Origin of the sequence: Nocardia sp. NPDC059691 (genome assembly GCF_042733915.1) — a bacterium.
Classification (GTDB): Bacteria; Actinomycetota; Actinomycetes; order Mycobacteriales; family Mycobacteriaceae; genus Nocardia; species Nocardia sichangensis.
Genome location: NZ_JBHWFB010000003.1, coordinates 375,344 through 398,457, shown reverse-complemented (window position 1 = coordinate 398,457; position 23,114 = coordinate 375,344). Strand labels below are relative to the sequence as shown.

22 protein-coding genes and 1 tRNA gene are annotated in these 23,114 nt (G+C 69.1%); 16 read left to right on the top strand and 7 right to left on the bottom strand.

The features are described 5' to 3' along the window. The first annotated feature begins 21 nt into the window (after positions 1–21). Both ACFV2O_RS09080 and ACFV2O_RS09075 read left to right on the top strand, forming a co-directional pair. Positions 22–987 carry a D-2-hydroxyacid dehydrogenase gene (locus ACFV2O_RS09080; RefSeq protein WP_379251365.1) on the top strand — a complete coding sequence of 322 codons (966 nt, stop codon included), beginning with the start codon at positions 22–24 and terminating at the stop codon, positions 985–987. A 12-nt stretch (positions 988–999) separates the two neighbouring features. Continuing rightward, positions 1,000–2,400, top strand: a complete 1,401-nt coding sequence (locus tag ACFV2O_RS09075) for an amidase (RefSeq protein ID WP_379251363.1) — start codon at positions 1,000–1,002, stop codon at positions 2,398–2,400. Between the two features lie 47 nt (positions 2,401–2,447). Here ACFV2O_RS09075 and ACFV2O_RS09070 read toward each other — a convergent pair whose 3' ends face one another. Together ACFV2O_RS09070 and ACFV2O_RS09065 are read right to left on the bottom strand one after the other, a co-directional pair. Continuing rightward, positions 2,448–2,942, bottom strand: coding sequence for a DUF3830 family protein (locus tag ACFV2O_RS09070; protein ID WP_379251361.1), 495 nt, complete (start codon positions 2,940–2,942; stop codon positions 2,448–2,450). Positions 2,943–3,001: 59 nt separating this feature from the next. Next, positions 3,002–4,243 (bottom strand): aspartate aminotransferase family protein, encoded by a 1,242-nt coding sequence (locus tag ACFV2O_RS09065; protein WP_379251359.1) that lies wholly within the window; start codon positions 4,241–4,243, stop codon positions 3,002–3,004. A gap of 134 nt (positions 4,244–4,377) precedes the next feature. Here ACFV2O_RS09065 and ACFV2O_RS09060 point away from each other — a divergent pair, with 134 nt between their 5' ends. Continuing rightward, positions 4,378–5,850, top strand: a complete 1,473-nt coding sequence (locus ACFV2O_RS09060; RefSeq protein ID WP_379251357.1) for an NAD-dependent succinate-semialdehyde dehydrogenase — start codon at positions 4,378–4,380, stop codon at positions 5,848–5,850. Between the two features lie 10 nt (positions 5,851–5,860). Then, on the top strand, positions 5,861–6,943 hold the full coding sequence (locus ACFV2O_RS09055; RefSeq protein WP_379251355.1) for a tartrate dehydrogenase: 1,083 nt from the start codon (positions 5,861–5,863) through the stop codon (positions 6,941–6,943). 284 nt (positions 6,944–7,227) lie between these two features. On the opposite strand, the gene ACFV2O_RS09050 is transcribed toward ACFV2O_RS09055, so the two are convergent. From ACFV2O_RS09050 to ACFV2O_RS09035, 4 genes are all read right to left on the bottom strand, one after another. After that, positions 7,228–7,896, bottom strand: coding sequence for a metal-dependent transcriptional regulator (locus ACFV2O_RS09050; RefSeq protein WP_355071001.1), 669 nt, complete (start codon positions 7,894–7,896; stop codon positions 7,228–7,230). 224 nt (positions 7,897–8,120) lie between these two features. Then, the gene (locus tag ACFV2O_RS09045; RefSeq protein WP_379251353.1) at positions 8,121–8,528 is read right to left on the bottom strand and encodes a hypothetical protein; all 408 of its coding nucleotides are present in this window, start codon (positions 8,526–8,528) and stop codon (positions 8,121–8,123) included. Further along, positions 8,525–9,712, bottom strand: coding sequence for a PLP-dependent aminotransferase family protein (locus tag ACFV2O_RS09040; protein WP_379251352.1), 1,188 nt, complete (start codon positions 9,710–9,712; stop codon positions 8,525–8,527). The genes ACFV2O_RS09045 and ACFV2O_RS09040 overlap by 4 nt, the downstream gene beginning before the upstream one ends. A gap of 1 nt (position 9,713) precedes the next feature. After that, a complete protein-coding gene (locus tag ACFV2O_RS09035) occupies positions 9,714–10,169 on the bottom strand; it encodes a cupin domain-containing protein (protein ID WP_379251350.1) in 456 nt (151 codons plus the stop codon). Positions 10,170–10,606: 437 nt separating this feature from the next. Between ACFV2O_RS09035 and ACFV2O_RS09030 the strand changes: the two genes are divergently transcribed. From ACFV2O_RS09030 to ACFV2O_RS09010, 5 genes are all read left to right on the top strand, one after another. Next, positions 10,607–11,578, top strand: coding sequence for a bifunctional riboflavin kinase/FAD synthetase (locus ACFV2O_RS09030; protein WP_355070128.1), 972 nt, complete (start codon positions 10,607–10,609; stop codon positions 11,576–11,578). A gap of 227 nt (positions 11,579–11,805) precedes the next feature. Next, positions 11,806–12,075, top strand: coding sequence for a 30S ribosomal protein S15 (rpsO, locus tag ACFV2O_RS09025; RefSeq protein ID WP_039799352.1), 270 nt, complete (start codon positions 11,806–11,808; stop codon positions 12,073–12,075). Positions 12,076–12,992: 917 nt separating this feature from the next. Beyond that, a complete protein-coding gene (locus ACFV2O_RS09020) occupies positions 12,993–15,281 on the top strand; it encodes a polyribonucleotide nucleotidyltransferase (protein ID WP_355070130.1) in 2,289 nt (762 codons plus the stop codon). Between the two features lie 38 nt (positions 15,282–15,319). Further along, positions 15,320–16,660: a M16 family metallopeptidase gene (locus ACFV2O_RS09015; protein ID WP_379251570.1), complete on the top strand. Its 1,341-nt coding sequence runs from the start codon at positions 15,320–15,322 to the stop codon at positions 16,658–16,660. Positions 16,661–16,806: 146 nt separating this feature from the next. Next, on the top strand, positions 16,807–17,229 hold the full coding sequence (locus ACFV2O_RS09010; RefSeq protein WP_379251347.1) for a hypothetical protein: 423 nt from the start codon (positions 16,807–16,809) through the stop codon (positions 17,227–17,229). Between the two features lie 21 nt (positions 17,230–17,250). On the opposite strand, the gene ACFV2O_RS09005 is transcribed toward ACFV2O_RS09010, so the two are convergent. Further along, positions 17,251–17,580 carry a helix-turn-helix domain-containing protein gene (locus tag ACFV2O_RS09005; RefSeq protein ID WP_355070134.1) on the bottom strand — a complete coding sequence of 110 codons (330 nt, stop codon included), beginning with the start codon at positions 17,578–17,580 and terminating at the stop codon, positions 17,251–17,253. Between the two features lie 23 nt (positions 17,581–17,603). On the opposite strand from ACFV2O_RS09005, the gene ACFV2O_RS09000 reads away from it, so the two are divergent. The 7 genes from ACFV2O_RS09000 (at position 17,604) to ACFV2O_RS08970 (ending at position 23,082) form a co-directional block, all read left to right on the top strand. Then, the gene (locus ACFV2O_RS09000; RefSeq protein WP_379251345.1) at positions 17,604–18,887 is read left to right on the top strand and encodes an MFS transporter; all 1,284 of its coding nucleotides are present in this window, start codon (positions 17,604–17,606) and stop codon (positions 18,885–18,887) included. A gap of 70 nt (positions 18,888–18,957) precedes the next feature. Continuing rightward, positions 18,958–19,033: transfer RNA gene (locus ACFV2O_RS08995), tRNA-Gly, on the top strand. A 387-nt stretch (positions 19,034–19,420) separates the two neighbouring features. Then, complete coding sequence (locus tag ACFV2O_RS08990) at positions 19,421–19,552, top strand: hypothetical protein (RefSeq protein WP_379251343.1); 132 nt, start codon at positions 19,421–19,423, stop codon at positions 19,550–19,552. Next, positions 19,552–20,550 carry a PfkB family carbohydrate kinase gene (locus ACFV2O_RS08985; protein ID WP_379251341.1) on the top strand — a complete coding sequence of 333 codons (999 nt, stop codon included), beginning with the start codon at positions 19,552–19,554 and terminating at the stop codon, positions 20,548–20,550. The genes ACFV2O_RS08990 and ACFV2O_RS08985 overlap by 1 nt, the downstream gene beginning before the upstream one ends. 319 nt (positions 20,551–20,869) lie before the next feature. Continuing rightward, positions 20,870–21,523 carry a PAS and ANTAR domain-containing protein gene (locus ACFV2O_RS08980; RefSeq protein WP_379251339.1) on the top strand — a complete coding sequence of 218 codons (654 nt, stop codon included), beginning with the start codon at positions 20,870–20,872 and terminating at the stop codon, positions 21,521–21,523. Between the two features lie 150 nt (positions 21,524–21,673). Continuing rightward, the gene (locus tag ACFV2O_RS08975) at positions 21,674–22,171 is read left to right on the top strand and encodes an STAS domain-containing protein (RefSeq protein ID WP_379251337.1); all 498 of its coding nucleotides are present in this window, start codon (positions 21,674–21,676) and stop codon (positions 22,169–22,171) included. An 89-nt stretch (positions 22,172–22,260) separates the two neighbouring features. After that, positions 22,261–23,082 carry an RNA polymerase sigma factor SigF gene (locus ACFV2O_RS08970; RefSeq protein WP_379251335.1) on the top strand — a complete coding sequence of 274 codons (822 nt, stop codon included), beginning with the start codon at positions 22,261–22,263 and terminating at the stop codon, positions 23,080–23,082. The last annotated feature ends 32 nt before the right edge of the window (positions 23,083–23,114 follow it).

The window sequence follows — 23,114 nt, the reverse complement described above, 5'->3', positions numbered from 1 at the left end:
ATGTGATCTTAGTGTGTCAATGTGGAACAGGGCCCGATTGTCGTCGTCCTGCACAGTGACAGTGTGCCCGACGACGAACGAATGGACCGATTAGCAGGCCGCGCCGCCATCCGGTACACCGAGGCGCCCGGGTTGGCGAACGCCCTGCGCGGAGCGGAGATCTTGTTCGTCTACGACTTTCGCACCCGGGCGCTGCCCGGCGCCTGGCATGCCGCCGACCGGCTGCGCTGGGTGCACATGGGATCCACCGGCGTCGATCCGGCGATGTTTCCCGAACTGCGGGCCAGTGACGTGGTCGTGACCAACACCAGAGGCGTCTTCGACGCCGCGATCGCCGAGTACGTGCTCGGGCAGATTCTCGGTTTCGCCAAGGACCTGTCCGGTTCGTTGCTGCTGCAACAACGGCACGAGTGGCGGCATCGGGAATCCGAACGGGTCGCGGGGTCGACGGCGCTGATCGTGGGCACCGGCTCGATCGGGCGTCATATCGCCCGATTGCTGCGCGCGGTCGGCATGACCGTGCGCGCCGTCGGCAGGCGGGAGCGCGCGGCGGACCCGGATTTCGGCGAGGTCACCACCGATCTGCACGCCGAACTGGCCCGCGCCGATTACGTCGTCGCGATCGCTCCGCTCACCGAGCGGACCAGGAACATGTTCGACGCCGCCGCTTTCGCCGCGATGAAGCCGCACGCCAGGTTTGTCAACGTCGGCCGCGGGGAACTCGTTGTGACCGACGATCTCGTCGCCGCGCTGCGCACCGGATCGATCGCCGCGGCGGCGCTCGATGTGGTGGACCCCGAGCCGCTCCCCGCCGATCACCCCCTGTGGGAACTGCCGAACGTCCGGATCACCCCGCACAACTCCGGTGACTTCATCGGATGGCGCACCGAGATCGTCGACGCGTTCACCGAGAACTTCGACAACTGGATCGCCGGACGTCCGCTGGACAACGTGGTCGACAAAAGGCTGGGGTACGTGCCCGGCTGAAGGAGCCCATCCATGAGCTACCCCGACAAGAACCAACCCACCGACCCGACCGCCATGACCGCGGTCGAACTGGTCTCGGCCTACGCGGCGGGCGCGCTGTCGCCCGTCGAGGCGACCGAGGCGATCCTGCGCGCGATCGCCGATCGCGACGGCGCGCTCAACGCCTTCTGTCTGGTCGATCCCGATCGCGCGCTGGTGCAGGCGAAGGACTCCGAGGCGCGCTGGCAGTCCGGTCATGCCAGAGGGCTGCTCGACGGCGTGCCGATCTCGATCAAGGACGTCTTCCTGACCGAGGGCTGGCCCACCCGGCGCGGCTCCACGTCCATCGACCCGGCGGGACCATGGCTGGTGGACAGTCCGGTGGCCGCGCGGCTGCGCGAGGACGGCATGGTCTTCCTCGGCAAGACCACCACCCCGGAGATCGCGTGGAAGGCGGTGACCGACAGTCCGCTGGCGGGTGTCACGAGGAATCCGGCCGACCCGTCCACCACCGCGGGCGGCTCCTCCGGCGGCAGCGCCGCGGCCGTCGCCGCGGGCATGGGCCCGGTGTCGGTGGGCACGGACGGCGGCGGCAGCGTGCGCATTCCGGCCGCCTTCTGCGGCATCGTCGGCTTCAAGCCCACCTACGGCCGGATTCCGCTGTTCCCGGCCAGCCCGTTCGGTTCGCTGGCGCATGCGGGACCGATGACGCGCACCGTCGAGGACGCGGCGCTGCTGATGGACATCCTGTCGCTACCGGATCCGCGAGACCCCACCGCGCTGGCTCCCACGCTCGCCGCCTTCCGCGCCGAAATGCAACGCGACGTGCGGGGATTGCGCGTGGCGTACTCACCTGCGCTCGGCTACGCCACGGTCGACCCCGAGGTCGCCGCGATCGTGGAAGCGGCGGTGACCCGGCTGGCCGACGCCGAACTCCGGGTGAGCGCCGCCGATCCCGGATTCGCCGATCCGCGCGAGGCGTTCGAGCTGCTGTGGGCGGCCGGCGCGGCCACCATGCTGTCCGGGTACCCGGAAGGTACGCGCGAACGGGTGGATCCGGGCCTGCGCGCGGTCTGGGAGCGCGGTGAAACCGTCACCGCCGTCGAGTATCTCGACGCGCGTAACGTCGCGGCCCAGATCGGTATCACCATGGGCGCCTTCCACAACGACTACGACATCCTGATCACTCCGACGGTGCCGATTCCCGCGTTCGAAGCGGGACACGACGTGCCACCGGGCAGCGGCCTGCGCAGCTGGCCCGAATGGACGCCGTTCACCTACCCGTTCAACATGACCCAGCAACCCGCGATCAGTATCCCGGCGGGCACGACTCGCGCGGGTCTACCGGTCGGGATGCAGATCATCGGCCCACGCCACTCCGACGATCTGATTCTCGCGGTAGCCCGCTACGCCGAATTCGTGCTGGCTTCCTGAAAGCGAATGGCCCCGCGGAAGACCGCGGGGCCACTCGTCGCCGTCGCTCAGGCGCGGGCGAAGGCGAGCGTCTCGCCCTGCACACCGTGCAACCACAGCGTGTTGCAGGCCGCGGCCATCTCGGCGAGCCCATCCTCGATGGTGGCGAACACATTGCCCGGCACCCACCCGAGGTCGCCGTTGATCAGCAGATTGTTGCGGCCGTAGAACAGCGCGAGATCGGTCGCCCCGCGCTCGTGCTCGGCCGCGGAACCGGGCTCGTAGCCGTAGGCCGGATTGCCGATCTCCCACGGCTCGAAGTCGAACAGGCACACATCGCCGGGGATGGGCGTGACCGTCGGATTCTCCCGATGCGGGGCCGCGCCGATGCGCGGGAGCAGGGTGTACACCTCGTTGCGGGCGTACTTGGCGTGGAAGGCGTCGCCTTCCAGCGGCAGCGCGTTCCACACCGCGGCGCAGGTCTGCGGCGCTTCTTCGTCCAGCAAACGGGCGCGGCAGGTCACCGCGGCTTTGGTGAGCGTGATGGTGATGTAGCGGGCCATGCGGTCCTGCTTCCTGATCGGGCCCGCCGGGCGGGCACTGCGGACGGGTGGGGTGCGCGCTACAACTCGGCGAGCACCTCGGACCAGATCGCCAGAGCGTCCTCGATCTGAGTATCGGTCACGATCAGCGGCGGAATCATCCGCACCACGTTCATGTGCGCGCCGCAGGTCAACAGCAGCAGTCCCTTGTCCACCGCCGCGCGCTGGGCGGCCGCGGCGGTGGCCGTGTCGGGCTCGCCGGTGGCCGTGGTGAACTCGGCGCCCACGAGCAGTCCGAGGCCGCGGACGTCGCCGATCGCCTTGGTGGCGCTCTCGCGCATACCACGCAGCAGTTGCGCCCCTCGGGCGGCCGCGTTGTCCACCAGCCCTTCGGATTCGATCACGTCGAGCGTGGCGATCGCCGCCGCGCACGCCACCGCGTTGCCACCGTAGGTGCCGCCCTGCGAACCCGGCCACGCCCGCGCCATCAGTTCGCGCGGCGCAGCGATGCCGGACAGGGGAAAGCCGCTCGCCAGGCCCTTGGCGATGGTGATCACGTCGGGCCGGACACCGAAGTGCTGATGCCCGAAGAACTTCCCGGTGCGGCCGAAACCGGTCTGGATTTCGTCGAAGACGAGCAGGATGCCGTGCCGGTCGGCGCGTTCGCGCAGCCCGTGGAAGAACTCGGTGTTGCCGGGGACGTAACCGCCCTCACCGAGCACCGGCTCCACGATGAACGCGGCGGTCTCGGCGGGCGAGGTGAGGGTGGCGAACAAGTAGTCGAGTTCGCGCAGCGCGAAGGCGGTGGCCTCCCGCTCGCTCCATCCATAGCGGTAGGCGGTGGGGAAGGGCGCGACGTGCACGCCCGGCATGAGCGGGCTGAACCCGGCCGAGAAACGGGTGCCCGAGGTGGTCATGGTCGCGGCGGCCACGGTGCGGCCGTGGAAACCGCCGTGGAAGACGACGACGTTCGGCCGCCCGGTGGCCTGGCGCGCCAGTCGCAGTGCGGCCTCGACCGCCTCACTGCCGGAGTTCGCGAAGAACAGCGTGTCCAGTCCTTCCGGAAGGACCGCGCCGAGCCGTTCGGTCAGCTCCAGCAGCGGCCGATGCAGCACGGTCGTGTATTGGCCGTGGATCAGCGAGGCCACCTGTGCCTGCGCGGCGGCGACCACCTTCGGGTGGCAGTGGCCGGTGCTGGTCACGCCGATGCCGGCGGTGAAGTCCAGGTAGCGGCGTCCGTCGGTGCCGTAGAGATAGCACCCCGCGCCGTGGTCGACGGTCACCGGAGTGGCCTGTTTCAGGATGGGCGAGAGCTCGGTCATGGTGATTCGCCTCCGGATGCGGGCGGGATGGAGGGTAATTGTCTATTGTCGGATTGTCGACAATATGCATAACATGGCCGCACGGGTCGCAGCAATGGCCGGACGCTGCGCGCTGCCGAAAGGAGCCACCGACCATGCTCACCGAAAGCGCGCTGAGCGCGCCCGAACGCGCCGCGATCGACACGGTCCCGCGCGGCTTGTTCATCCAAGGGCAGTGGCGTGCGACGACCCGCACGCTGCCGGTCTTCGATCCGTCGACGGGTGAGCTGCTGTGCGAAGTAGCCGACGCGACCCCGGACGACGGTCGCGCGGCGCTGGACGCGGCGTGCGCGGCGCAGGCCGACTGGGCAGCCACCGCGCCGCGCGAGCGCAGTGATCTGCTGATGCGCGTGCATCGCGCGTTGCTGGCCGACACCGACCGGCTTGGGCTGATCGCGACCCTCGAAATGGGCAAGCCGCTGGCCGAGGCGCGCGGTGAGATCGCCTACGCCGCGGAGTTCTTCCGCTGGTTCGCCGAGGAAGCCGTCCGCCTGGACGGCGGGTACATGCCCGCGCCGACCGGCGGCTCGCGTTTCCTGGTGGCCCGGCAGCCGGTCGGTCCGAGCCTGCTCATCACGCCATGGAACTTTCCCGTCGCCATGGGCGCGCGCAAGATCGCGCCCGCGCTCGCCGCGGGCTGCACCTGCGTCGTGAAACCCGCGGAGCAGACGCCGCTTTCGATGCTGGCGCTGGCTCAGGTGCTGGCGGACGCCGGGTTGCCCGCCGGGGTGGTCAACGTCGTCACGACGGCGGATCCCGCCGCGGTGATGACTCCGCTGATCCTCGACGACCGCTCGCGCAAGCTGTCGTTCACTGGCTCGACGGCGGTCGGCAAGCAGTTGCTCGCGCAGTGCGCACAGACGGTGATGCGCACCTCGATGGAACTGGGCGGCAACGCGCCGCTGCTGGTTTTCGACGACGCGGATCTCGACGAGGCGGTCGAGGGCGCGGTGGCGGCGAAGATGCGCAACATCGGTCAGGCGTGCACCGCCGCCAATCGGATTCTGGTTCAGCGCGGTGTCGCCGAGGTCTTCGCACGCAGGCTCGCCGAGCGGCTGGCGGCCCTGCCGATGGGCCGGGGCACCGAGCCGGACGTCGTGGTCGGCCCGCTGATCGATACCGAGGCCGTCGCCAAGGTGCAGCGCTTGGTCGACGACGCCCGCGCCCGTGGGGCCGGGGTGCTCACCGGAGGGGCGGCCTGGGACGGACCGGGCACTTTCTATCCCGCGACCGTCCTGGTCGACGTACCCGACGACGCCGAGTTGTGCCACACCGAGATCTTCGGACCGGTCGCCGCGATCGGCGTCTTCGACACCGAGGACGAAGCCGTGCGCCGGGCCAACGACACTCCCTACGGGCTGGTGAGCTACGTGTTCACCGAGAATCTCCGGCGCGGACTGCGGGTGTGCGAGGCGCTGGAGACCGGGATGGTCGGACTCAACCAGGGCGTGGTGTCGAATCCGGCCGCGCCCTTCGGCGGCGTCAAGGAATCCGGGCTCGGACGCGAGGGCGGGCTGACCGGGATCGACGAATTCCTGGAGACCAAGTACATCGGAGTGCGACTGTGAAGGAGTGCCAGTGAGCGAGTACCGCATCGCCACCATCCCGGGTGACGGGATCGGAGTCGACGTCACCGCGGCGGCGGTACGTGTGCTCGACGCCGTGCTGCCCGGTCTGGCATGGACCGAATTCGACTGGTCGTGCGAGAACTACATGCGCACGGGCGCCATGATGCCGCCGGACGGCGCGCAGCGGCTCGCGGGCTTCGACGCGATCCTGCTGGGCGCTGTCGGCTTTCCCGGTGTGCCCGACCATGTTTCGCTGTGGGGCCTGCTGATCCCGCTGCGCCGCGCCTTCGGTCAGTACGTCAACCTGCGCCCGGTGCGCCTGCTGCCCGGCACGGAATCGGCACTGCGCGGCCGCACCGCCGACGATCTGGACATCCTCATCGTGCGGGAGAACTCCGAGGGCGAGTACTCACGGATCGGCGGCATCCACAACGAGGGCCGCCCCGACGAATTCGTGCTCCAGGAATCGGTGTTCACCCGCACCGGATGCGAGCGGATCATCCGCTACGCCTTCGAGCGGGCCGCCGAGCGATCCGGGCGATTGTGCTCGGCGACCAAGTCGAACGGGCTCATCCATTCGATGCCCTACTGGGACAGTGTGTTCGAACGCGTCGCAACCGAGTATCCCCAGGTGCGAACGCGGCAGATGCACGTCGACGCGCTGGCCGCCGAAATCGTGCTGCACCCGGACCGGCTGGACGTGATCGTAGGCTCGAACCTGTTCGGCGACATCCTCTCCGACCTCGCCGCCGCGGTGACCGGCGGGCTCGGCTTGGCGCCGTCGGGCAACGTCAACCCCGAGCGCACCGGCCCCTCGATGTTCGAGGCGGTGCACGGCAGCGCGCCCGACATCGCCGGTCAGGGCATCGCGAACCCCGTCGCGCAGGTCCTCGCGGGCGCGATGCTGCTGGATCATCTCGGCGAGTTCGCCGCGGCGGCCGCGGTGGACCGAGCGGTGTGCGACGTGCTCGCCGCGGGGGAGGTCCGCACCCCGGACCTCGGTGGCACCTCGACCACCGACGAACTGGGCGACGCCATCGCCACCCGCGCGGCCGAGTTGGTGCGTCCCGCCCTCAGGGCCGACCTGGGCTGAGTCCGCGGCCGGAACCGCCTCGGAAACCGGGGTGTTCGGAAGCGGTCTGGGCGGGATCGTTTCGCCGTTTTCCGGGCACGGGCTTCGCGGTGGTCATCCATCGCCGGGCTCGAGTCTTATGCGCCCGCGCGTGGCCGGCGGAGGGGCTGCGTGACCCCGGTCCTGCGCCATGCCGTTACCCGGTGCGGCACCGATGGCACGCCCGGCGGCGTCCGAGCCCGACGCTGCCCGCCGCACCCGCTACCGCCGGTTCGACGGGGTGGGCCTGATCTGTGGAGCCCCGGTCAGGCGGTGAGCCAGATGGCCTCGGCGGCGGGGCGCCCGAGGTCGGTCGGTGACTCGGTGGCGCCGATGCGGATGGCGATGGTGCCCGCGAAGTCACGGCGTTCGACGACGGCGATGGCGGTATCCAGGGCGATGCCGACGGAGTCGAAGTAGCGCAGCATGTCGGGATCGGCGTCGGAGATGCGCGCGACCCGGCCGGATTCACCGGCATGGAAGTCGCTGAGCTGGCGCGCGGGCGGGGTGGGCACCGCGCCGTCCACCGACGGGATCGGGTCGCCGTGCGGATCGCGATCGGGGTATCCGAGTTTGGCGTCGATCCGCGCCATCAGCAGCTCGGAGACCGCGTGCTCGAGCACCTCGGCTTCGTCGTGCACCTCGTCCCAGCCGTAGCCGAGCTCGTTCACCAGGAAGGTCTCGATGAGCCGATGCCTGCGCACCATCGCGACGGCGGCTCGGCGGCCCTCCGGGGTAAGGGCGATCGCGCCGTAGCGGGCGTGCTCGACCAACCCTTGGTCGGCGAGCTTGCGGACGGCTTCGGACACGGTCGAGGCCGATACGCCGATCCGTTCGGCGAGCAACTTGGTGGTCACCTTCTCCTGCGACCACTCCTGCGCGGTCCAGATGACCTTCAGGTAGTCCTGGGCAACCGACGAGAGCACAGGCGCGATCGTCGCGGTACCGCCGTGCGCATCGCCCGGCGCCGGGGCGTCGGCCAACTCGCGTCGAGTGGCGATATCTCGTTTACCTGGCACATACCCGAGCTTAGGCACTGGCGAGCCGATACACACATCCCCGAGCTGTCGTCGGCCGATCGACAGCGAATCGCTATTCGCCGTTCACCCGCCCGGAAGAGGGCGGATCGGCGCCGTGCCGGGTGGGGTCATACCGTTCTCTACAGATCCGGTGCGTTCCGATGATCGGCCACGCCATCGAATCGGCGACCGGCCAACCGGGCGGTCGCGGGCGCGCCGACCGGCTCGCCGGACAACTCGTAGAACGTCGCCGTGGCGCGTCCGGTGAACTCGTCGCCGGTCACGTCGAGTTCGAAGGCGACGATCCCTTTGCGGACTACGGCGGGGTCGGTGCGATCGACGGTGAACTCCAAGAAGGCGCCGGTAACCCGGTTGCCCGCGCCGTGCCAGGTGCCCATGCCGTTGCTGTCGCTCGTGGCGCGATTGCCGTGGTCGGGATTCGATTGCAGCATCGTGCCGCCAGGGTGGAACTGCATCACGTGGTAGCCGAACGGAGCGCCGTCGGCGCGAACCTCCCAGGTGCCGAGCACCGGATGCCGATCGCTCATGCCGTGTCCCCGCAGACGGCCGCAAGCGCGGCGATGCCGCGATCGATATCGTCGCGCGGCACGTTCGCGAAACTCAGCCGCATGGTGTTGCGGTGCCCGGTGACGTCGTCGGCGTAGAAGGCGCTGCCGGGCAGGAACGCGACTCCGTGCCGCAGTGCCCGCGCCAGCAGCGCGTCGGCATCGAAACCCGGCGGCCCCTCGACCCACAGGAACATCCCGCCCTCCGGCTCGACCCACCGGAACCCGGCCGGGAAATGCCGCTCGAGCGCGACCGTCAACGCGTCCAACTTGGCCGAATAGGCGTCGACGACATGAGCGAGGTGCGCGGCCCCGTCCGGACTGCCGAGAAATTCGGCCGCAATCGCCTGGCAGTACGTCGAGGTCTGCATGTCGATGCCCTGCTTCAACGCGAGCACGGTCCGTAGCAGATCCGGGGGCATAACGGTGATCCCGACGCGGATCGCAGGAGCGAGAGTTTTCGACAGGGACGTGATGTACACCGAGTTGTCCGGCGCGAAAGACGACAACGCGGGCGGTGCCACACCGCGATAGCGCAGGTCGGTGTAGACGTCGTCTTCGATGACCAGCGTGCCGTGGCGGACGACGATCTCGGCGATTCGTTCGCGCCGATCGACAGGCATCGTCCGGCCGGTCGGATTCTGGAAAGTCGGCAGTAGGTAGACGAACGCCGCGTCGTATCGAGCCAGGGCTTCTTCGAGCGCTTCCGGAAGGATGCCGAATTCGTCGGACGGCACCGCCACGACGGTCGCTCCGTGACTGCGGAATTCCTTGACCGCCGGACCGTAAGTGGGGGTTTCGACCAGAACCACGTCCTGCGGGTCGAGCAGCGCCAAACACACGTTGTGCAATGCGCCGGAGCCGCCGGTCGAGATATGCAGGCGATCGAGCGTGCACTGAACGTCGCGGCCGTGCAGAAGGTTTCGGGCTTCGTCCAACAGCGGAGCGAATCCCTGGGTCATGCCGTATTGGAGGACGGCGCTGCCGTATCTGCCGATGACCGTTTGCGCCAGCGTCGCCACGAGCTCGCTCGGCAGCAGAGCGGGATCGGGCGCTCCGACCGCGAAGGACACCACGTCGGGGCGGCCTGCCAGTGCCGCGAAGATATCGTCGATGGGACCGCTGGTCACCTCGGCCGCGCCGCGGCTGCGTTTGCCGACGGCCATGTCAGGCGCCCGCCGGCCCGCGCCGCCGCAGGCGGGCAACGGCTTCGGGCACGTGGGCGTCGTATTCCGGCGTCAGCACCACGTCGTCGTTGAACAGGGGATCGGTCCGCATTTCCACCGCGACCAGGTCCTCGGCATCGTCGAGGTTCACCGCCACGTGCACGACGCCGTCGGGGATGTAGATGAACTCACCGGGACCGTGGAAATAGGGCGTCAGTTGCGGGCCGATCAAGGTGGCCGCTCGCCCGCGCAGGCAAACGACGACGATCTCGCTGTGCGCGTGATAATGCGCTTTCGACATCGCTCCCGGGGCCATGTTGACCATGCCCGCCGAAATGCCGGTGGCGCCACAGGTTTCCGTGGTGATGCAAGGAATGAGGCGTTGTCGTTGCCGTCCGATTGTTTCGGCCGAATCGGACGGTTTGATCACACGCACGTGCTTGACTGCGCTTTTCATGGCTACTCCGGGGCATTCCGTCATCGACGAATTGGACGCTAGACCATTCCCGCTGCTGGTGAGACGAGCTTGCGGGACCGTGGAAAACCCGGGGCATATCGGCGCTTTCGCGAATCCGTCCGGTTAGTTTCCGGTGCGCGAAGACTTCCGCGGCGATGTCGGCGACCCCGACGTAGCGGCCCCGCGGCGCGCCGTCGTGCGACGGCCACGGCGACCTGCCGGTTATCCCACCGCCGCGGTTGCAGCACGAGTCGTGCCGCGGTTCGGATGATCCGACCGGTTCGCGGCGTATCCGGCCGCGCGGCGCACGACCTGCGCGCGCACGCGGCGCCCCGGCGCGGTTCGCGCTTCCACGTCGGCTCACGGCAGCGCAACCGTTGTGTGAGATCAGCACGCCCGAATACTGTTCGCTACCTGATTTGCGTAGGCTGCGCACTGTGCAGAGATGGCGAAGTCTCGACGAGGTGCCCGCGGACTGGGGGCGCTGTGTCCTCACGATCGGTGTGTTCGACGGTGTGCACCGCGGCCACGCGCAGTTGATCAGCCGGGCCGTGAAGTCCGCCGCCGCGCGCGGCGTGCCCGCGGTGCTGATGACGTTCGATCCGCACCCGATGGAAGTGGTCCGCCCCGGGTCGCACCCCGCGCAATTGACCACCCTGACCCGCCGCGCCGAACTGGCCGAGGAACTGGGTGTCGACGTGTTCTGCGTCATGCCCTTCACCCAGGAGTTCATGAAGCTGACTCCGGCGAGCTATGTCCACGACCTGCTGGTGGAGCGGCTGCACGTGGTGGAGGTGGTGGTCGGCGACAACTTCACCTTCGGCAAGAAGGCCGCGGGCACGGTCGAGACCATGCGGGAGCTCGGCAAGCGATTCGGTTTCGAGGTCGACGGCGTGACGCTGCTCGCCGAACACGCCGTGACCTTCTCCTCGACTTATATCCGCTCGTGCGTCGACGCGGGGGACATGGCGGCCGCCGCCGAGGCGCTCGGGCGTCCGCACCGGGTGGAGGGCGTCGTCGTACACGGTGACGGCCGCGGCAAGCAACTCGGCTTCCCGACCGCGAACGTCGCGCCGCCGATGCACGCCGCCATTCCCGCCGACGGCGTGTACGCCGGGTGGTTCACCGTGCTCGGCCCCGGCCCCACCATCGGCACCGTCACCCCGGGCGAGCGGGCCATGGCCGCCGTCTCGGTGGGCACCAACCCGACCTTCTCCGGACGCGCCCGCACGGTGGAGGCGTACGTGCTCGACGGCGAGGCGGATCTCTACGGTCAGCACGTCGCGGTGGACTTCGTCGAGCACATCCGGGGCCAGCGCAAATTCGACTCGGTGGACGAGCTCATCGAGTGCATGGGCCGCGACGTGGAGACCGCGCGCAAAATCCTCACCGCCGTCGACGCCCGCTGAGCGTCGGGAAATCCGAACTCGAGCGGATCGCTGTAGCGGCGGGTCTCGTGCTCGATCAGCGCGGGCGAGCGTCGTTGCCCGGATGGGACTCGGTCGGCCCGCGATTTCGGCGGGAAGATCCCGGTCCGGTAGGGTGGTCCCTCGGGTTTGCTGCGGTCCGCGGTGGCGCCCACACCCGGGTAACCGGACATTCGAGCGCGGAACTGAGAAACAGGAGTGGATGCCCCATGGCACTGACCACCGAGCAGAAGTCGGCGATTCTCGCCGAGTACGGCCTGCACGAGAAGGACACCGGTTCTCCGGAGGCGCAGATCGCGCTGCTGTCCAAGCGCATCGCCGACATCACCGAGCACCTGAAGAAGCACAAGCACGACCACCACACCCGCCACGGCCTGATGGCCCTGATCGGTCGTCGCAAGCGGCTGTCGAAGTACCTGCAGGACAACGACATCAACCGCTACCGTTCGCTGATCGAACGGCTCGGGCTCAGGCGCTGATTTCCAGCGCCTGCGGCGCTGGGTGTTCGCGGCGCCTTCATGGCTCGCGTCCGAGCGGCCACTGCTGGCGACTTCGTCGCGGACGCAGCGGCCACTCGGACGCGAGCCGGGCCGCGAACGGCGGATGCTCGGTCTCGCTTCGCTCGGAAGACGTGGTCGAGGCGAGCTGAGCGCGTCGGGCGGCGAAGGCGTGGTGTAGGTGTATGCCTGCCGTGGCGGGGCCGCGTTGTTCGAGAAGTATCCGTCTGGCAGAGCCGCGTTGTTCGGTATGTTTGTTCGCCGTCTGGCAGAGCCGCGTCGGTAGATAATTCCTGCCCTGGACGTTCAGGTCGCTGTGGGCCGTCGTTCGTAGCTGCCGGGGCCCGGGGCCACACCTACATGATCTTGACGGTGATTTCGTCGTAGACGGTGATTCACTCGGATTCGACACGGGCCACGTGGTCTGCGGCCCATGCCGCGTCAGGTGTTCGCGGCCGTCTCGGTTCGGCTGTGGCTCGCGCGGTTGCCTGCCATGGCTATCGGGCGTCCGGTTCGCCGATGGGCGGAGTGGTAGGCGGCTGCTCGACACGGGGGTGTCCGAGGCGGTCGCTGGTTCGGCCAACGGGGAGACGTACAATCGCACCGTTGGTTATATGTGTACAGGGGTGCGGATTGCCCCCGTCGCACGACAACATTGCACAGCCGTATGCACCCGTCGCGTGGCGTCGGTCTTCGGTAGTGGCCTATCGGCAGCGAGTTGGCGCCGTCGGGCTTCGATCGATGACCGCCTCCGCGTCGCCGTGTCCAAGGGGATTCGGCCGGGTGTGCGCGCCGCAGCCAGGAGGGTCGCCGCGCGTCCGTACCCGGTACGGCTGACGACAGCCGGATCGCGCCAGCGTGCGCTGGAGCCGGCGAAGACGAGAGGTTGAGAGAGAAGAATGACCGAAACAACTGAACGCAAGAGCTCGGCCGTCGAGGTCGAGCCGGGCGTGTTCGAATCCGTAGCGCTGATCGACAACGGCAGCTACGGCACCCGCACCATCCGGTTCGAGACCGGACGCCTCGCCAGGCAGGCCGCCGGTTCGGTCGTCGCCTACCTGGACGACGAGACCATGCTGCTGTCGGCCACCACCGCGGGCAAGCAGCCCAAGGACCAGTTCGACTTCTTCCCGCTGACGGTCGACGTCGAGGAGCGGATGTACGCCGCGGGCCGCATCCCCGGGTCGTTCTTCCGCCGCGAGGGCCGCCCCTCCACCGACGCGATCCTGACCTGCCGCCTGATCGACCGTCCGCTGCGTCCGTCGTTCGTCGACGGCCTGCGCAACGAGATCCAGGTCGTGGTCACCGTGCTGAGCCTGGACCCCAAGGACCTCTACGACGTGGTGGCCATCAACGCCGCGTCCGCGTCCACCCAGATCGCGGGACTGCCGTTCTCCGGCCCGGTCGGCGGCGTGCGCGTCGCGCTGATCCACGACGGGGCGGGGTCCCAATGGGTCGCCTTCCCGACCACCGAGCAGCTCGAGGGCGCGGTATTCGACATGGTCGTCGCGGGCCGCGTGGTCGAGTCCGGTGACGTCGCGATCATGATGGTCGAGGCGGAGGCGACCGAGAACGTCATCGCGCTGGTCGACGGCGGTGCGCAGGCGCCGACCGAGGCCGTCGTCGCCGAGGGGCTCGAGGCCGCCAAGCCGTTCATCGCCCGCCTCTGCCGCGCGCAGCAGGACCTGGCCGAACTGGCCGCCAAGCCCACCGAGGAGTTCCCGCTCTTCCCGCCGTACGGCCGGGATGTGTACGAGGCCGTCGAGGGCACCGCGAAGCGCGAGCTGGGCGAGGCGCTGAGCATCTCCGGCAAGCAGGAGCGCGAGGAGAAGATCGACGAGATCAAGCTCGCCGTGCTCGACCGCCTGGCCGACGACTACGCCGGGCGGGAGAAGGAACTGGGCGCGGCATTCCGCTCCGTCACCAAGAAGCTGGTCCGCCAGCGGATCCTGTCCGACGGCTTCCGCATCGACGGCCGCGGGCTGGCCGATATCCGCGCGCTGTCCGCCGAGGTCGCCGTGGTGCCCCGGGCGCACGGCTCGGCGCTGTTCGAGCGTGGCGAGACCCAGATCCTGGGCGTCACCACGCTGGACATGGTGAAGATGGCCCAGCAGGTCGACTCGCTCGGCCCGGAGACCAGCAAGCGCTACATGCACCACTACAACTTCCCGCCGTTCTCCACCGGCGAGACCGGCCGGGTGGGTTCGCCCAAGCGCCGCGAGATCGGCCACGGCGCGCTGGCCGAGCGGGCGCTGATTCCCGTGCTGCCCAGCCAGGAGGAGTTCCCTTACGCCATCCGTCAGGTGTCGGAGGCGCTGGGATCCAACGGCTCCACCTCGATGGGTTCGGTGTGCGCCTCCACCCTGTCGCTGCTCAACGCCGGCGTGCCGCTGAAGGCGCCGGTCGCCGGCATCGCGATGGGTCTGGTATCGGACACCATCACCAACGACCAGGGTGAGGAAGAGGTCCGCTACGTCGCGCTGACCGACATCCTCGGCGCCGAGGATGCCTTCGGCGACATGGACTTCAAGGTCGCGGGCACCCGCCAGTTCGTCACCGCGTTGCAGCTGGACACCAAGCTGGACGGCATCCCGTCGCAGGTGCTGGCCGGCGCGCTGAGCCAGGCCCACGACGCGCGCACCACGATCCTGGACGTGATGGCCGAGGCCATCACCACCCCGGACGAGATGAGCCCGTACGCGCCGCGCGTCACCGCGATCAAGATCCCGGTCGACAAGATCGGCGAGGTGATCGGCCCCAAGGGCAAGGTGATCAACCAGATCACCGAGGACACCGGCGCCAACATCTCCATCGAGGACGACGGCACCGTGTTCGTCGGCGCGACCGACGGCCCGTCCGCGCAGGCCGCGATCGACGCCATCAACGCCATCGCCAACCCGCAGCTGCCGAAGGTCGGCGAGCGCTTCCTGGGCACGGTCGTCAAGACCACCGCCTTCGGCGCGTTCGTCTCGCTGCTGCCGGGCCGCGACGGTCTGGTGCACATCTCCAAGCTGGGCAACGGCAAGCGCGTGGCGAAGGTCGAGGACGTGGTGAACGTCGGCGACAAGCTGCGGGTGGAGATCGCCGACATCGACAACCGCGGCAAGATCTCGCTCGTGCCGGTCGAGGAGAACGCCGAGGAGACCGGCGACGACACGGCCGATGCGGGTTCGGCCGGGACCGAGTAGTACTTGTCTCTGTGACGAAGAAGAAGACGACAACCCCTCTGCTCAGCACCGGGCAGGGGGGTTCGTCACTCGAGCTGCGGGCGGACTCGGACAGCGGCGTGCGGCGTACCGTATTGCCCGGCGGATTGCGGGTGGTCACCGAGCATCTGCCCGGGGTGCGCTCGGCGTCCGTGGGTGTTTGGGTCGGTGTCGGGTCGCGTGACGAGGGCCCGACCGTCGCGGGAGCTGCCCACTTCCTGGAGCACCTGCTGTTCAAGGCGACGCCGACGCGGTCGGCCCTGGACATCGCCGAGGCGATGGACGCGGTCGGCGGCGAGCTGAACGCGTTCACCGCGAAGGAGCAGACCTGCTACTACGCGCATGTCCTGGACGACGACCTGCCCCTGGCGGTCGACATGGTCTCCGACGTGGTGCTCAACGGCTTGTGCCGGGCCTCGGACGTGGACGTGGAGCGGCAGGTGGTGCTCGAGGAGATCGCCATGCGCGACGACGACCCCGAGGACCTGGTCGGCGACTCCTTCTTGGCGGCGTTGTTCGGCGATCATCCGATCGGGCGTCCGGTGATCGGCTCGATCGAATCCATCGAGGGGATGCGGGCCGCGCAGCTGCGGTCGTTCCACCTGCGGCGGTACCGGCCGGACCGGATGGTGGTCGCGGTCGCGGGCAACGTGGAGCACGACCACACCGTGGAATTGGTGCATCGTGCCTTCGAGAACCGGCTCGACCTGGCGGCGGCGCCCGCCCGGCGGCGCGAGGGCCGGTTCCGCCCACACGGCGACCCGCAGCTGCACTGGAGTCATCGCGACAGCGAGCAGGCTCATCTGGTGTTCGGCGTGCGCGCCTTCGGGCGGCACGAAGGCGACCGGCGCTGGCCGCTGTCGGTGTTGAACACCGTGGTCGGCGGCGGGTTGAGTTCCCGTCTGTTCCAGCGCATCCGGGAGGAGCGCGGACTGGCCTATTCGGTGTATTCCAGCGTGGACACCTTCGCCGACACCGGAGCGTTCTCGGTCTACATCGGCTGCCAGCCGGAGAACCTGGGTCAGGTGGCGGCACTGGCTCGCGGCGTTCTGGAGGAAGTCGCCGCCGACGGCATCAGCGACGCCGAGTGCGCCCGCGCCAAGGGCTCGTTGCGCGGCGGGCTGGTGCTCGGTCTGGAGGATTCGGCCTCGCGTATGAACCGGTTGGGGCGCAGCGAACTCAGCTACGGCAACCACCGCACCGTGTCGGAGACCTTGGCCCGCATCGACGCCGTCACGACCGAGGAAGTGTCGGCCGTCGCGCGGACCCTGCTGGCGCGGCCGTTCGCCGCGTCGGTCGCCGGACCGTACAAGCGCACCCGTGATCTGCCCGCTGCCGTCCGGCGGCTGGCGCCGAGCTGATCCGCACGCGGGCGCGGGGTTGCCGCTTGGCGGAGCATCCCCCGCCGCGATACTGTTTCGGCCGCCCGGCCGTCGGTTCTTCGCCGGAGGGCGCTGAACTCGATTGTCCGGGTGTCGGATCCGGCGATCTCTGGCAAGGAGTCGAGATGAACCGAACAAGTCGTGCCCTTCGCGTGCTCGGCGCGGTTTCGCTGCCCGTCGTCGTGCTGGCCGGGTGCGGCGGAACGGACGCGGACGCGGGCAAGCCGGGTGAGCCGACCGAGGCCGCACTGCGCGCGGAAGCCACGAAGATGACCGAGGCGCTGGCGAGTCACGACTACGCCGCCGCGTACCGATTCCGTTCCGCGCGTTGCAGGCTCACGCTCAACGAGGACGACTACGTGGCGTCCATGGCGCAGCTGTACGACGGCAGGGACCTGAAGTCGAAGCCGTCGGAGATCACCGTCACCACCTCCGGATCGACCGGGACGGTCACGGTCAAGAATTTCGACGCCCGCGCCGCCCAGGACGACTCGAAGCCCAAGACCTGGACATTCGTCGACGGGCAGTGGCGCTTCGACAACTGCTGACCGCAGACCCGCTCGGCCGGGTCATTCCGGCCGGGCGCGGTTGGCGGCCGCCACGATCGTCGGCACCAGTCCGGGCAGAGCGGACTCGAGGTCGTCGGTGCGCAGACGCTGGCAGGTCTGGCCGTCGATGACCAGGCGCTCGATCACGCCCGCGTCGCGCAGGATCTTGAAGTGGTGGGTGGCGGTCGACTTGTTGATCACCTCGTAGAGCGCGCCGCAGCGGACCGCCGTTCCCGCGTTGCTGAGCCGGCGCACCATTTCCAGGCGCACCGGGTCCTGCAGCGCGCTGAGCACCGCGGGCAGCGTGGCCACCGGGGGCGCCTGCTGGTCCGCGTCTCGGACATCGACCATGATCTGGCTCACTCTCGGGTTTGATGATCGTCGTACCGGATGTATCGTCGCTGCTGTTCGATCATCATCAAACCTACCTGATCGGAGTTCCGATGGCAGCGACGATGGCGGTGGCCGTCGACGAGCAGACCTCACAGCGCTGGGCTTACGCCCTGGTGCTGGCGGCCAGCGGCGTGGCGCTGGGGGTTTCGGGCGTTCCCGCGCCGCTCTACGGCATCTATCAGAAACAGTGGCATCTCTCGCCGCTCACCACGACCATCGTGTTCGCGGTCTACGCGGTGGCCGCCCTGGGCGCGGTGCTGGTATCCGGGCGGATCTCCGATGTGGTCGGCCGCAAACCGGTGCTGCTCGGCGCCTTCGCCACGATGGTCGCCGGATTGCTGGTATTCGTGCTCGCCGACAGCGTGCCCATGCTGCTGCTGGCCCGTGCGCTGCACGGCGTCGCGGTCGGCTCGACCGTGGTCGCGGGCGCGGCCGCGCTGCTGGATCTGCGTCCGCACCGCGGCGCGCGGTCCGGGCAACTCAGCGGCGTCGCGTTCAACGTGGGAATGGCGGTGGCGATCTTGGGCTCGGCGCTGCTGGCCCAGTACGCGCCGCATCCGTTGCGGACGCCGTACGTCGTGATCACCGTCGTCTGCCTCGCGATCGGCGTCGGCGTGCTCGCGCTGCGCGAACCGCATTCGGCCCGGGTGGCCGGGCGCATCCGGATCGCGAAACCCGCCGTACCGCCGGAGATTCGGGCCGACTTCTGGTTCTCGGCCATCGGCGTGATGGCGGCCTGGTCGGTGCTGGGCGTGCTGCTGTCGCTATACCCGTCGCTGGCCACGCAGCAGACCGGCATTCACAACTTGGTCTTCGGCGGCGCCGTCGTCGCCTCGACCGCCCTCTCCGGCGCCACCGCGCAACTGTTCGCGACCGGCGTGCCCGCTCGACGGGCCGCGATCCTCGGCGACACCGGCATGGCGCTGGCGCTTGTGCTGACGGTGCCCGCGCTGGCCACACACAACTGGGTGGTGGTACTCGCCGCGGGCGTCGCACTGGGCGCGACCTTCGGACTCGGTTTCGGCGGATCGCTGCGCCACCTGTCGGATGTCGTGCCGCAACACAAGCGCGGCGAGACCATGTCGGCGTACTACTTGCTCGCCTATTCGGCCATGGCGCTGCCCACCATCGCGGCCGGTTGGGCGGCCACCACCTGGGGCCTGAGCACCGTGTTCCCGTGGTTCGTCGGCGTCGTGGCCGTCGCCTGCCTGATCGCGGCCGGTCTCGGCCTGCGCCGCGACCGGTCTGGGGTCGTACGGGCATAGCGGCGATTGGCTTTTTGCCACGAGTGTCCGCTAATGTTCTGTGTCGCATCACGGTCACCGCGATGCGAATGCGGATGTAGCGCAGCTGGTAGCGCATCACCTTGCCAAGGTGAGGGTCGCGGGTTCGAATCCCGTCATCCGCTCCACGAAATCACCCGGCCGCTCCGCCGGGTTCACGCGATCACATCCAGTCGATGGTCACTCGCCATCCCCCGGTGGACCTGCTGTGCGGTACCGGCCAACCGGCGTAGAACGTGTATCAGTCGCCTGGTGAGCGGTTCCCCGGACTCGCGCGGATGCGAGGCATCGATCGCGCTCGTCTGTCCCATGCGACCTCCTGTGGAGACGATCCGACGGCCCGGCACGAATGTCGTCGTTCTACCCGGGGTCCGACGGCACAAACCGCGCCGCATCCGAGACGGAATGTTTCGGCGCGGTCGGTCCGGGCATGTCCGCACGTGCGGGCTTCGCCGTGAGGCCCGGATCGGTAACTGCGCGTTCCATCCAATCGTCCTCGGCGAACGGAGACAGCAGTGCAGATCGCCACGGTGTCCGAGCATGCGGGCCCGGCGGCCGGATCCGGTGGCGACGGCTGTGGCGGGAGCGCCGCCGAAGCCCGGCACCTGTCGGCCGACTTCGGGCTTTCCCAGCTGGAGCGGCCGTGATGGCAGCGGGCGACCCGCTCGTCGTGATCGGCGACGCGCTGCTCGACATCGATGTCGAGGGCCGCGCCGACCGATGCAGCCCGGATACGACCGCTCCCGTCGTCGACGTCGCGCACCGGACGTTCCGCCCCGGTGGCGCGGGATTGGCGGCCCGGCTCGCCGCGGCGCAGGAGCGCGAAGTGGTGCTGATCGCGGGCTTCGCGGCAGACGAGGCGGCTGCCCGGCTGCGCGGGCTGCTGGACTCGCACGTGCGGGTCATCGCCCTTCCCCAGCGCGGTTCGACGGTCTGCAAGCAGCGAGTGCGGGCGATCGGCCCCTGCGCCCCGAACGGCCACGCCCGTGCCCGGCAGTCCCGGCGGCCCATCCTGATCACCAGAATCGACTCCGGCGCCGGGCAGGTCGGCGCCGACCTGCTTCCCGACGAGGCGGTCGCCGTGCTTGCGGCGGCGCGCGCGGTCCTGGTCTCGGACTATGGTGGCGGCGCCGCGGCCCACCCGCAGATCCGTGGGCTGCTGCGCGCCCACGCCGACCACGTTCCGATCGTCTGGGACCCCCATCCCCGCGGCCCCGTACCGATCCCGGGCGCGGCCCTGGTCACCCCGAATCACGCGGAAGCGCTCACCCTGCTGTCCGGGCGGCTCGACGACGGACCTGACCTGTGGAGGCTCGCCAAAGGGTGGGCTGTCGGGGCGATCGCGGTGACCCTCGGAACGGAAGGGGCCCTGGTCTGCCTGCGCGCGTCGGGCAAACGCCTGCGCATCCCGCTTCCGTCCGTGGCCAGGGCGCCGGATGGCGCCGACACCTGCGGTGCGGGGGACAGCTTCGCCGTTGCCGCGGCAGCCCGCTTGGCCGAGGGGCGTGGACCGGAGAGCGCGGTGCGCCGCGCGGTGCTCGCGGCAGCCGAGTTCGTCGGGTCGGGCGCCGCCGCCGCGTTCTCGGAGACGGAAGCGGCGACGGTTTCCGGAGCGTCCGCCGCCCGCGACCGGCTGTGGACCTGATCCGCCTGCCTCGAAAACCTTGTGTGCCAAGCGATCACCCCAAAGCTCGGAAACCGAGTCCTTCCTCGCTTTTCCGGCGGTAACCGAACCTCCTCGTGCCCGAGCCCGACGCGGATGACATACTGGGTTCGCAGGTCACCGGCTGCCGTCACGATGTGTGCGCGCGCCGGCCGTTGAGTCAACAGCGGATTCTCGGCCGAACGCGCCCGTGTCCGCGCGATCCCGTCGAAGGGATGGCGGCGGTGCCGTGGTGTCGCGGCGCAAGCCCCCTGTACCTCGGAGAGGCATTGCATTCATGACTCAACACATGCAACCCCACATGTCCGACGTGCTCGCAGATAGCTCCATACCGTCGGACCAGCCCGCGGTGGGAAGCTTCCGGTTCTGGTTCGCCACCCGTCGCTGGGAATGGTCGGCCGAGGTGTATCGCATGCACGGCTACCGGCCCGGTGAGATCGAGCCCACCACGGAGTTGTTGCTGGCGCACAAGCACCCGGACGACCGCACGCACGTCGCCGAGATCATCGAGCGCGCCATCGATCGAGGGGAGACCTTCTCGAGCAGGCACCGGTTCATCGACCTGTCCGGTCAGGAACACACCGTGCTCGTCGTCGCCGACCGGATCCTGGACGACACCGGCACCGCCGTCGGCACCTCCGGTTTCTACGTCGACCTCTCCGACACCATCGCCGAAGCGCACCAAGCCATGCTCGCCGCGACCCTGCCCGGACTCTACGAGAATCGCGCGGTGATCGAGCAGGCCAAAGGGGTGCTCATGCGCATCTATCAAATCAGCGCAGATCAGGCGTTCCAAGTGCTGCGCTGGCGTTCTCAGGAGACCAACACCAAATTACGAGCGCTCGCCCAGCAACTGATCGCCGAACTTCCGCTCGTCCCGCCGCCACCTGCGGACCTGGTCGCCGCGTTCGACCACATCCTGCTCACCGTCCATCACCGGATACCGCCCGACTGATCGTGCGGGAGGCGGCTCCCCGGCGGTGCGGGCATTTCGTTTTTCGGACCGATGTTCCGTGGGACTTCGTCTATCGCGCTGACATGCACGTCGATGGCTGTCAGGCTCGAGCATGCGGTCTCGTGCCGACACCGGCCGCGGGAGGTGCGCATGACCTGTGGGTACGGCGTGAAAGGCATCCGGACCGCGGATGGTCTGCTCGTGGTGACGTACGGTGAACTGGACGCGGCGAACGCCGACGAGTGCTTCACCGCGATCATCGATGTCGTCGAAAACTACTGCGACACAACCGCGAATCCCACTTCGGTCGTGATCGACCTCTGCGGGCTGCGTTTTCTTTCCTGCGCGGGCGTCAGTATGGTGCTGCGGCTGGCGAGATGGGCTGCGCGAGCGGGCATCTCGGTCGGCGTGACCGTGCCCGACGACGGCCCCGTGCGGCGCATCGTGGACGTCCTCGGAGTGGGACGGAGCGTGCCGGTCGTCGCGTGCCCGGCGCCTGCGGTACACGGCGGCGCCCACGACCCGCGCGAGTGCCGTTCGTCCGGAGTTCCGCTCCGGCGGCGTCCGGCGCTGACCCGCGGTCCCGAGAACGCAGATCCACGCTGTCGGCCGTCCGATTTACGAACAAGACCGCCCACGAGCGCTTGAGGCAGCCGCCGGGCGGTACCCCGCGATCATCGCCTTGTTCACCACCGGTGAGCGCGTCGATCGCTGGACAACGGGAATCGAGGAAGCTCATGTCATTGGCGACCGCGAACCACAGGACCGCCACACCCCGCCGGACGCGGCGCGGAACCGACAGCTACGACGGCATCGAACCGTGGCTGGAGAAACTGTCCGCGATGGACGAGAACGATCCCGAACGCTCGCGATTGCGGGAAGCGATTCTGCGGCGGTGTCTACCGCTCGCCGAGCACATCGCCCGTCGCTTCGTCGGTCGCGGGGAAAACTACGACGATCTGTACCAGATCGCGACTGTGGGGCTGGTGCTCGCGGTCGATCGGTTCGACCCGGCGCGGGGACCGTCGTTCCTGTCGTTCGCGGTCCCCACGATCATGGGCGAGGTGCGTCGCCACTTCCGCGATCACAGCTGGGCGGTGCGGGTGCCGCGCCGGATCAAGGAGATCCAGTTGACCATCGGCCCGGCCGTGGAGCGGCTCTCCCAGCGCCTGGAACGGATGCCGACCGCTCTGGAGATCGCCGTGGAGTTGAACCTCGACCTGACGGAAGTCACGCAAGCGCTGCTGGCAGGCAACGCCTATTCCACGAACTCGATCGACGCCGTCGTCGAGGACGACGAGACCGGCAGCACCTCGGTCCGGATCGCGGAGACCTTCGGCGAGGAGGACCCGTCCTACGAGTTGACCGACGAGGCCCTGGCGATCGCTCCGCTGCTCGCCGAACTGCCCGAGCGAGAGCGGCGCGTGCTGCACATGCGCTTTTTCGAATCGCGCACGCAAGCACAGATCGCCGCGGTGCTCGGCGTCTCGCAGATGCACATCTCCCGGGTTCTGGCACGGACGCTCGCCGAGCTGCGCGAGCGCGCCATGCGGGACTGACCGCGGTCGCCCGGACTCGTCGCGGGCCGAAG

What these genes read in the sequence shown, in the direction of transcription:
- ACFV2O_RS09065 (WP_379251359.1), bottom strand. Translation starts at nt 4,243, where the DNA reads ATGACCGAGCTCTCGCCCATCCTGAAACAGGCCACTCCGGTGACCGTC.
- ACFV2O_RS08985 (WP_379251341.1), top strand. Translation starts at nt 19,552, where the DNA reads ATGGCAGCGGGCGACCCGCTCGTCGTGATCGGCGACGCGCTGCTCGAC.
- ACFV2O_RS09000 (WP_379251345.1), top strand. Translation starts at nt 17,604, where the DNA reads ATGATCGTCGTACCGGATGTATCGTCGCTGCTGTTCGATCATCATCAA.
- ACFV2O_RS09045 (WP_379251353.1), bottom strand. Translation starts at nt 8,528, where the DNA reads ATGAGCGATCGGCATCCGGTGCTCGGCACCTGGGAGGTTCGCGCCGAC.
- ACFV2O_RS09010 (WP_379251347.1), top strand. Translation starts at nt 16,807, where the DNA reads ATGAACCGAACAAGTCGTGCCCTTCGCGTGCTCGGCGCGGTTTCGCTG.
- ACFV2O_RS08970 (WP_379251335.1), top strand. Translation starts at nt 22,261, where the DNA reads ATGTCATTGGCGACCGCGAACCACAGGACCGCCACACCCCGCCGGACG.
- ACFV2O_RS09040 (WP_379251352.1), bottom strand. Translation starts at nt 9,712, where the DNA reads ATGGCCGTCGGCAAACGCAGCCGCGGCGCGGCCGAGGTGACCAGCGGT.
- ACFV2O_RS09020 (WP_355070130.1), top strand. Translation starts at nt 12,993, where the DNA reads ATGACCGAAACAACTGAACGCAAGAGCTCGGCCGTCGAGGTCGAGCCG.
- ACFV2O_RS09035 (WP_379251350.1), bottom strand. Translation starts at nt 10,169, where the DNA reads ATGAAAAGCGCAGTCAAGCACGTGCGTGTGATCAAACCGTCCGATTCG.
- ACFV2O_RS08975 (WP_379251337.1), top strand. Translation starts at nt 21,674, where the DNA reads ATGACCTGTGGGTACGGCGTGAAAGGCATCCGGACCGCGGATGGTCTG.
- ACFV2O_RS08980 (WP_379251339.1), top strand. Translation starts at nt 20,870, where the DNA reads ATGTCCGACGTGCTCGCAGATAGCTCCATACCGTCGGACCAGCCCGCG.
- ACFV2O_RS09005 (WP_355070134.1), bottom strand. Translation starts at nt 17,580, where the DNA reads ATGGTCGATGTCCGAGACGCGGACCAGCAGGCGCCCCCGGTGGCCACG.
- rpsO (WP_039799352.1), top strand. Translation starts at nt 11,806, where the DNA reads ATGGCACTGACCACCGAGCAGAAGTCGGCGATTCTCGCCGAGTACGGC.
- ACFV2O_RS09060 (WP_379251357.1), top strand. Translation starts at nt 4,378, where the DNA reads ATGCTCACCGAAAGCGCGCTGAGCGCGCCCGAACGCGCCGCGATCGAC.
- ACFV2O_RS09070 (WP_379251361.1), bottom strand. Translation starts at nt 2,942, where the DNA reads ATGGCCCGCTACATCACCATCACGCTCACCAAAGCCGCGGTGACCTGC.
- ACFV2O_RS09075 (WP_379251363.1), top strand. Translation starts at nt 1,000, where the DNA reads ATGAGCTACCCCGACAAGAACCAACCCACCGACCCGACCGCCATGACC.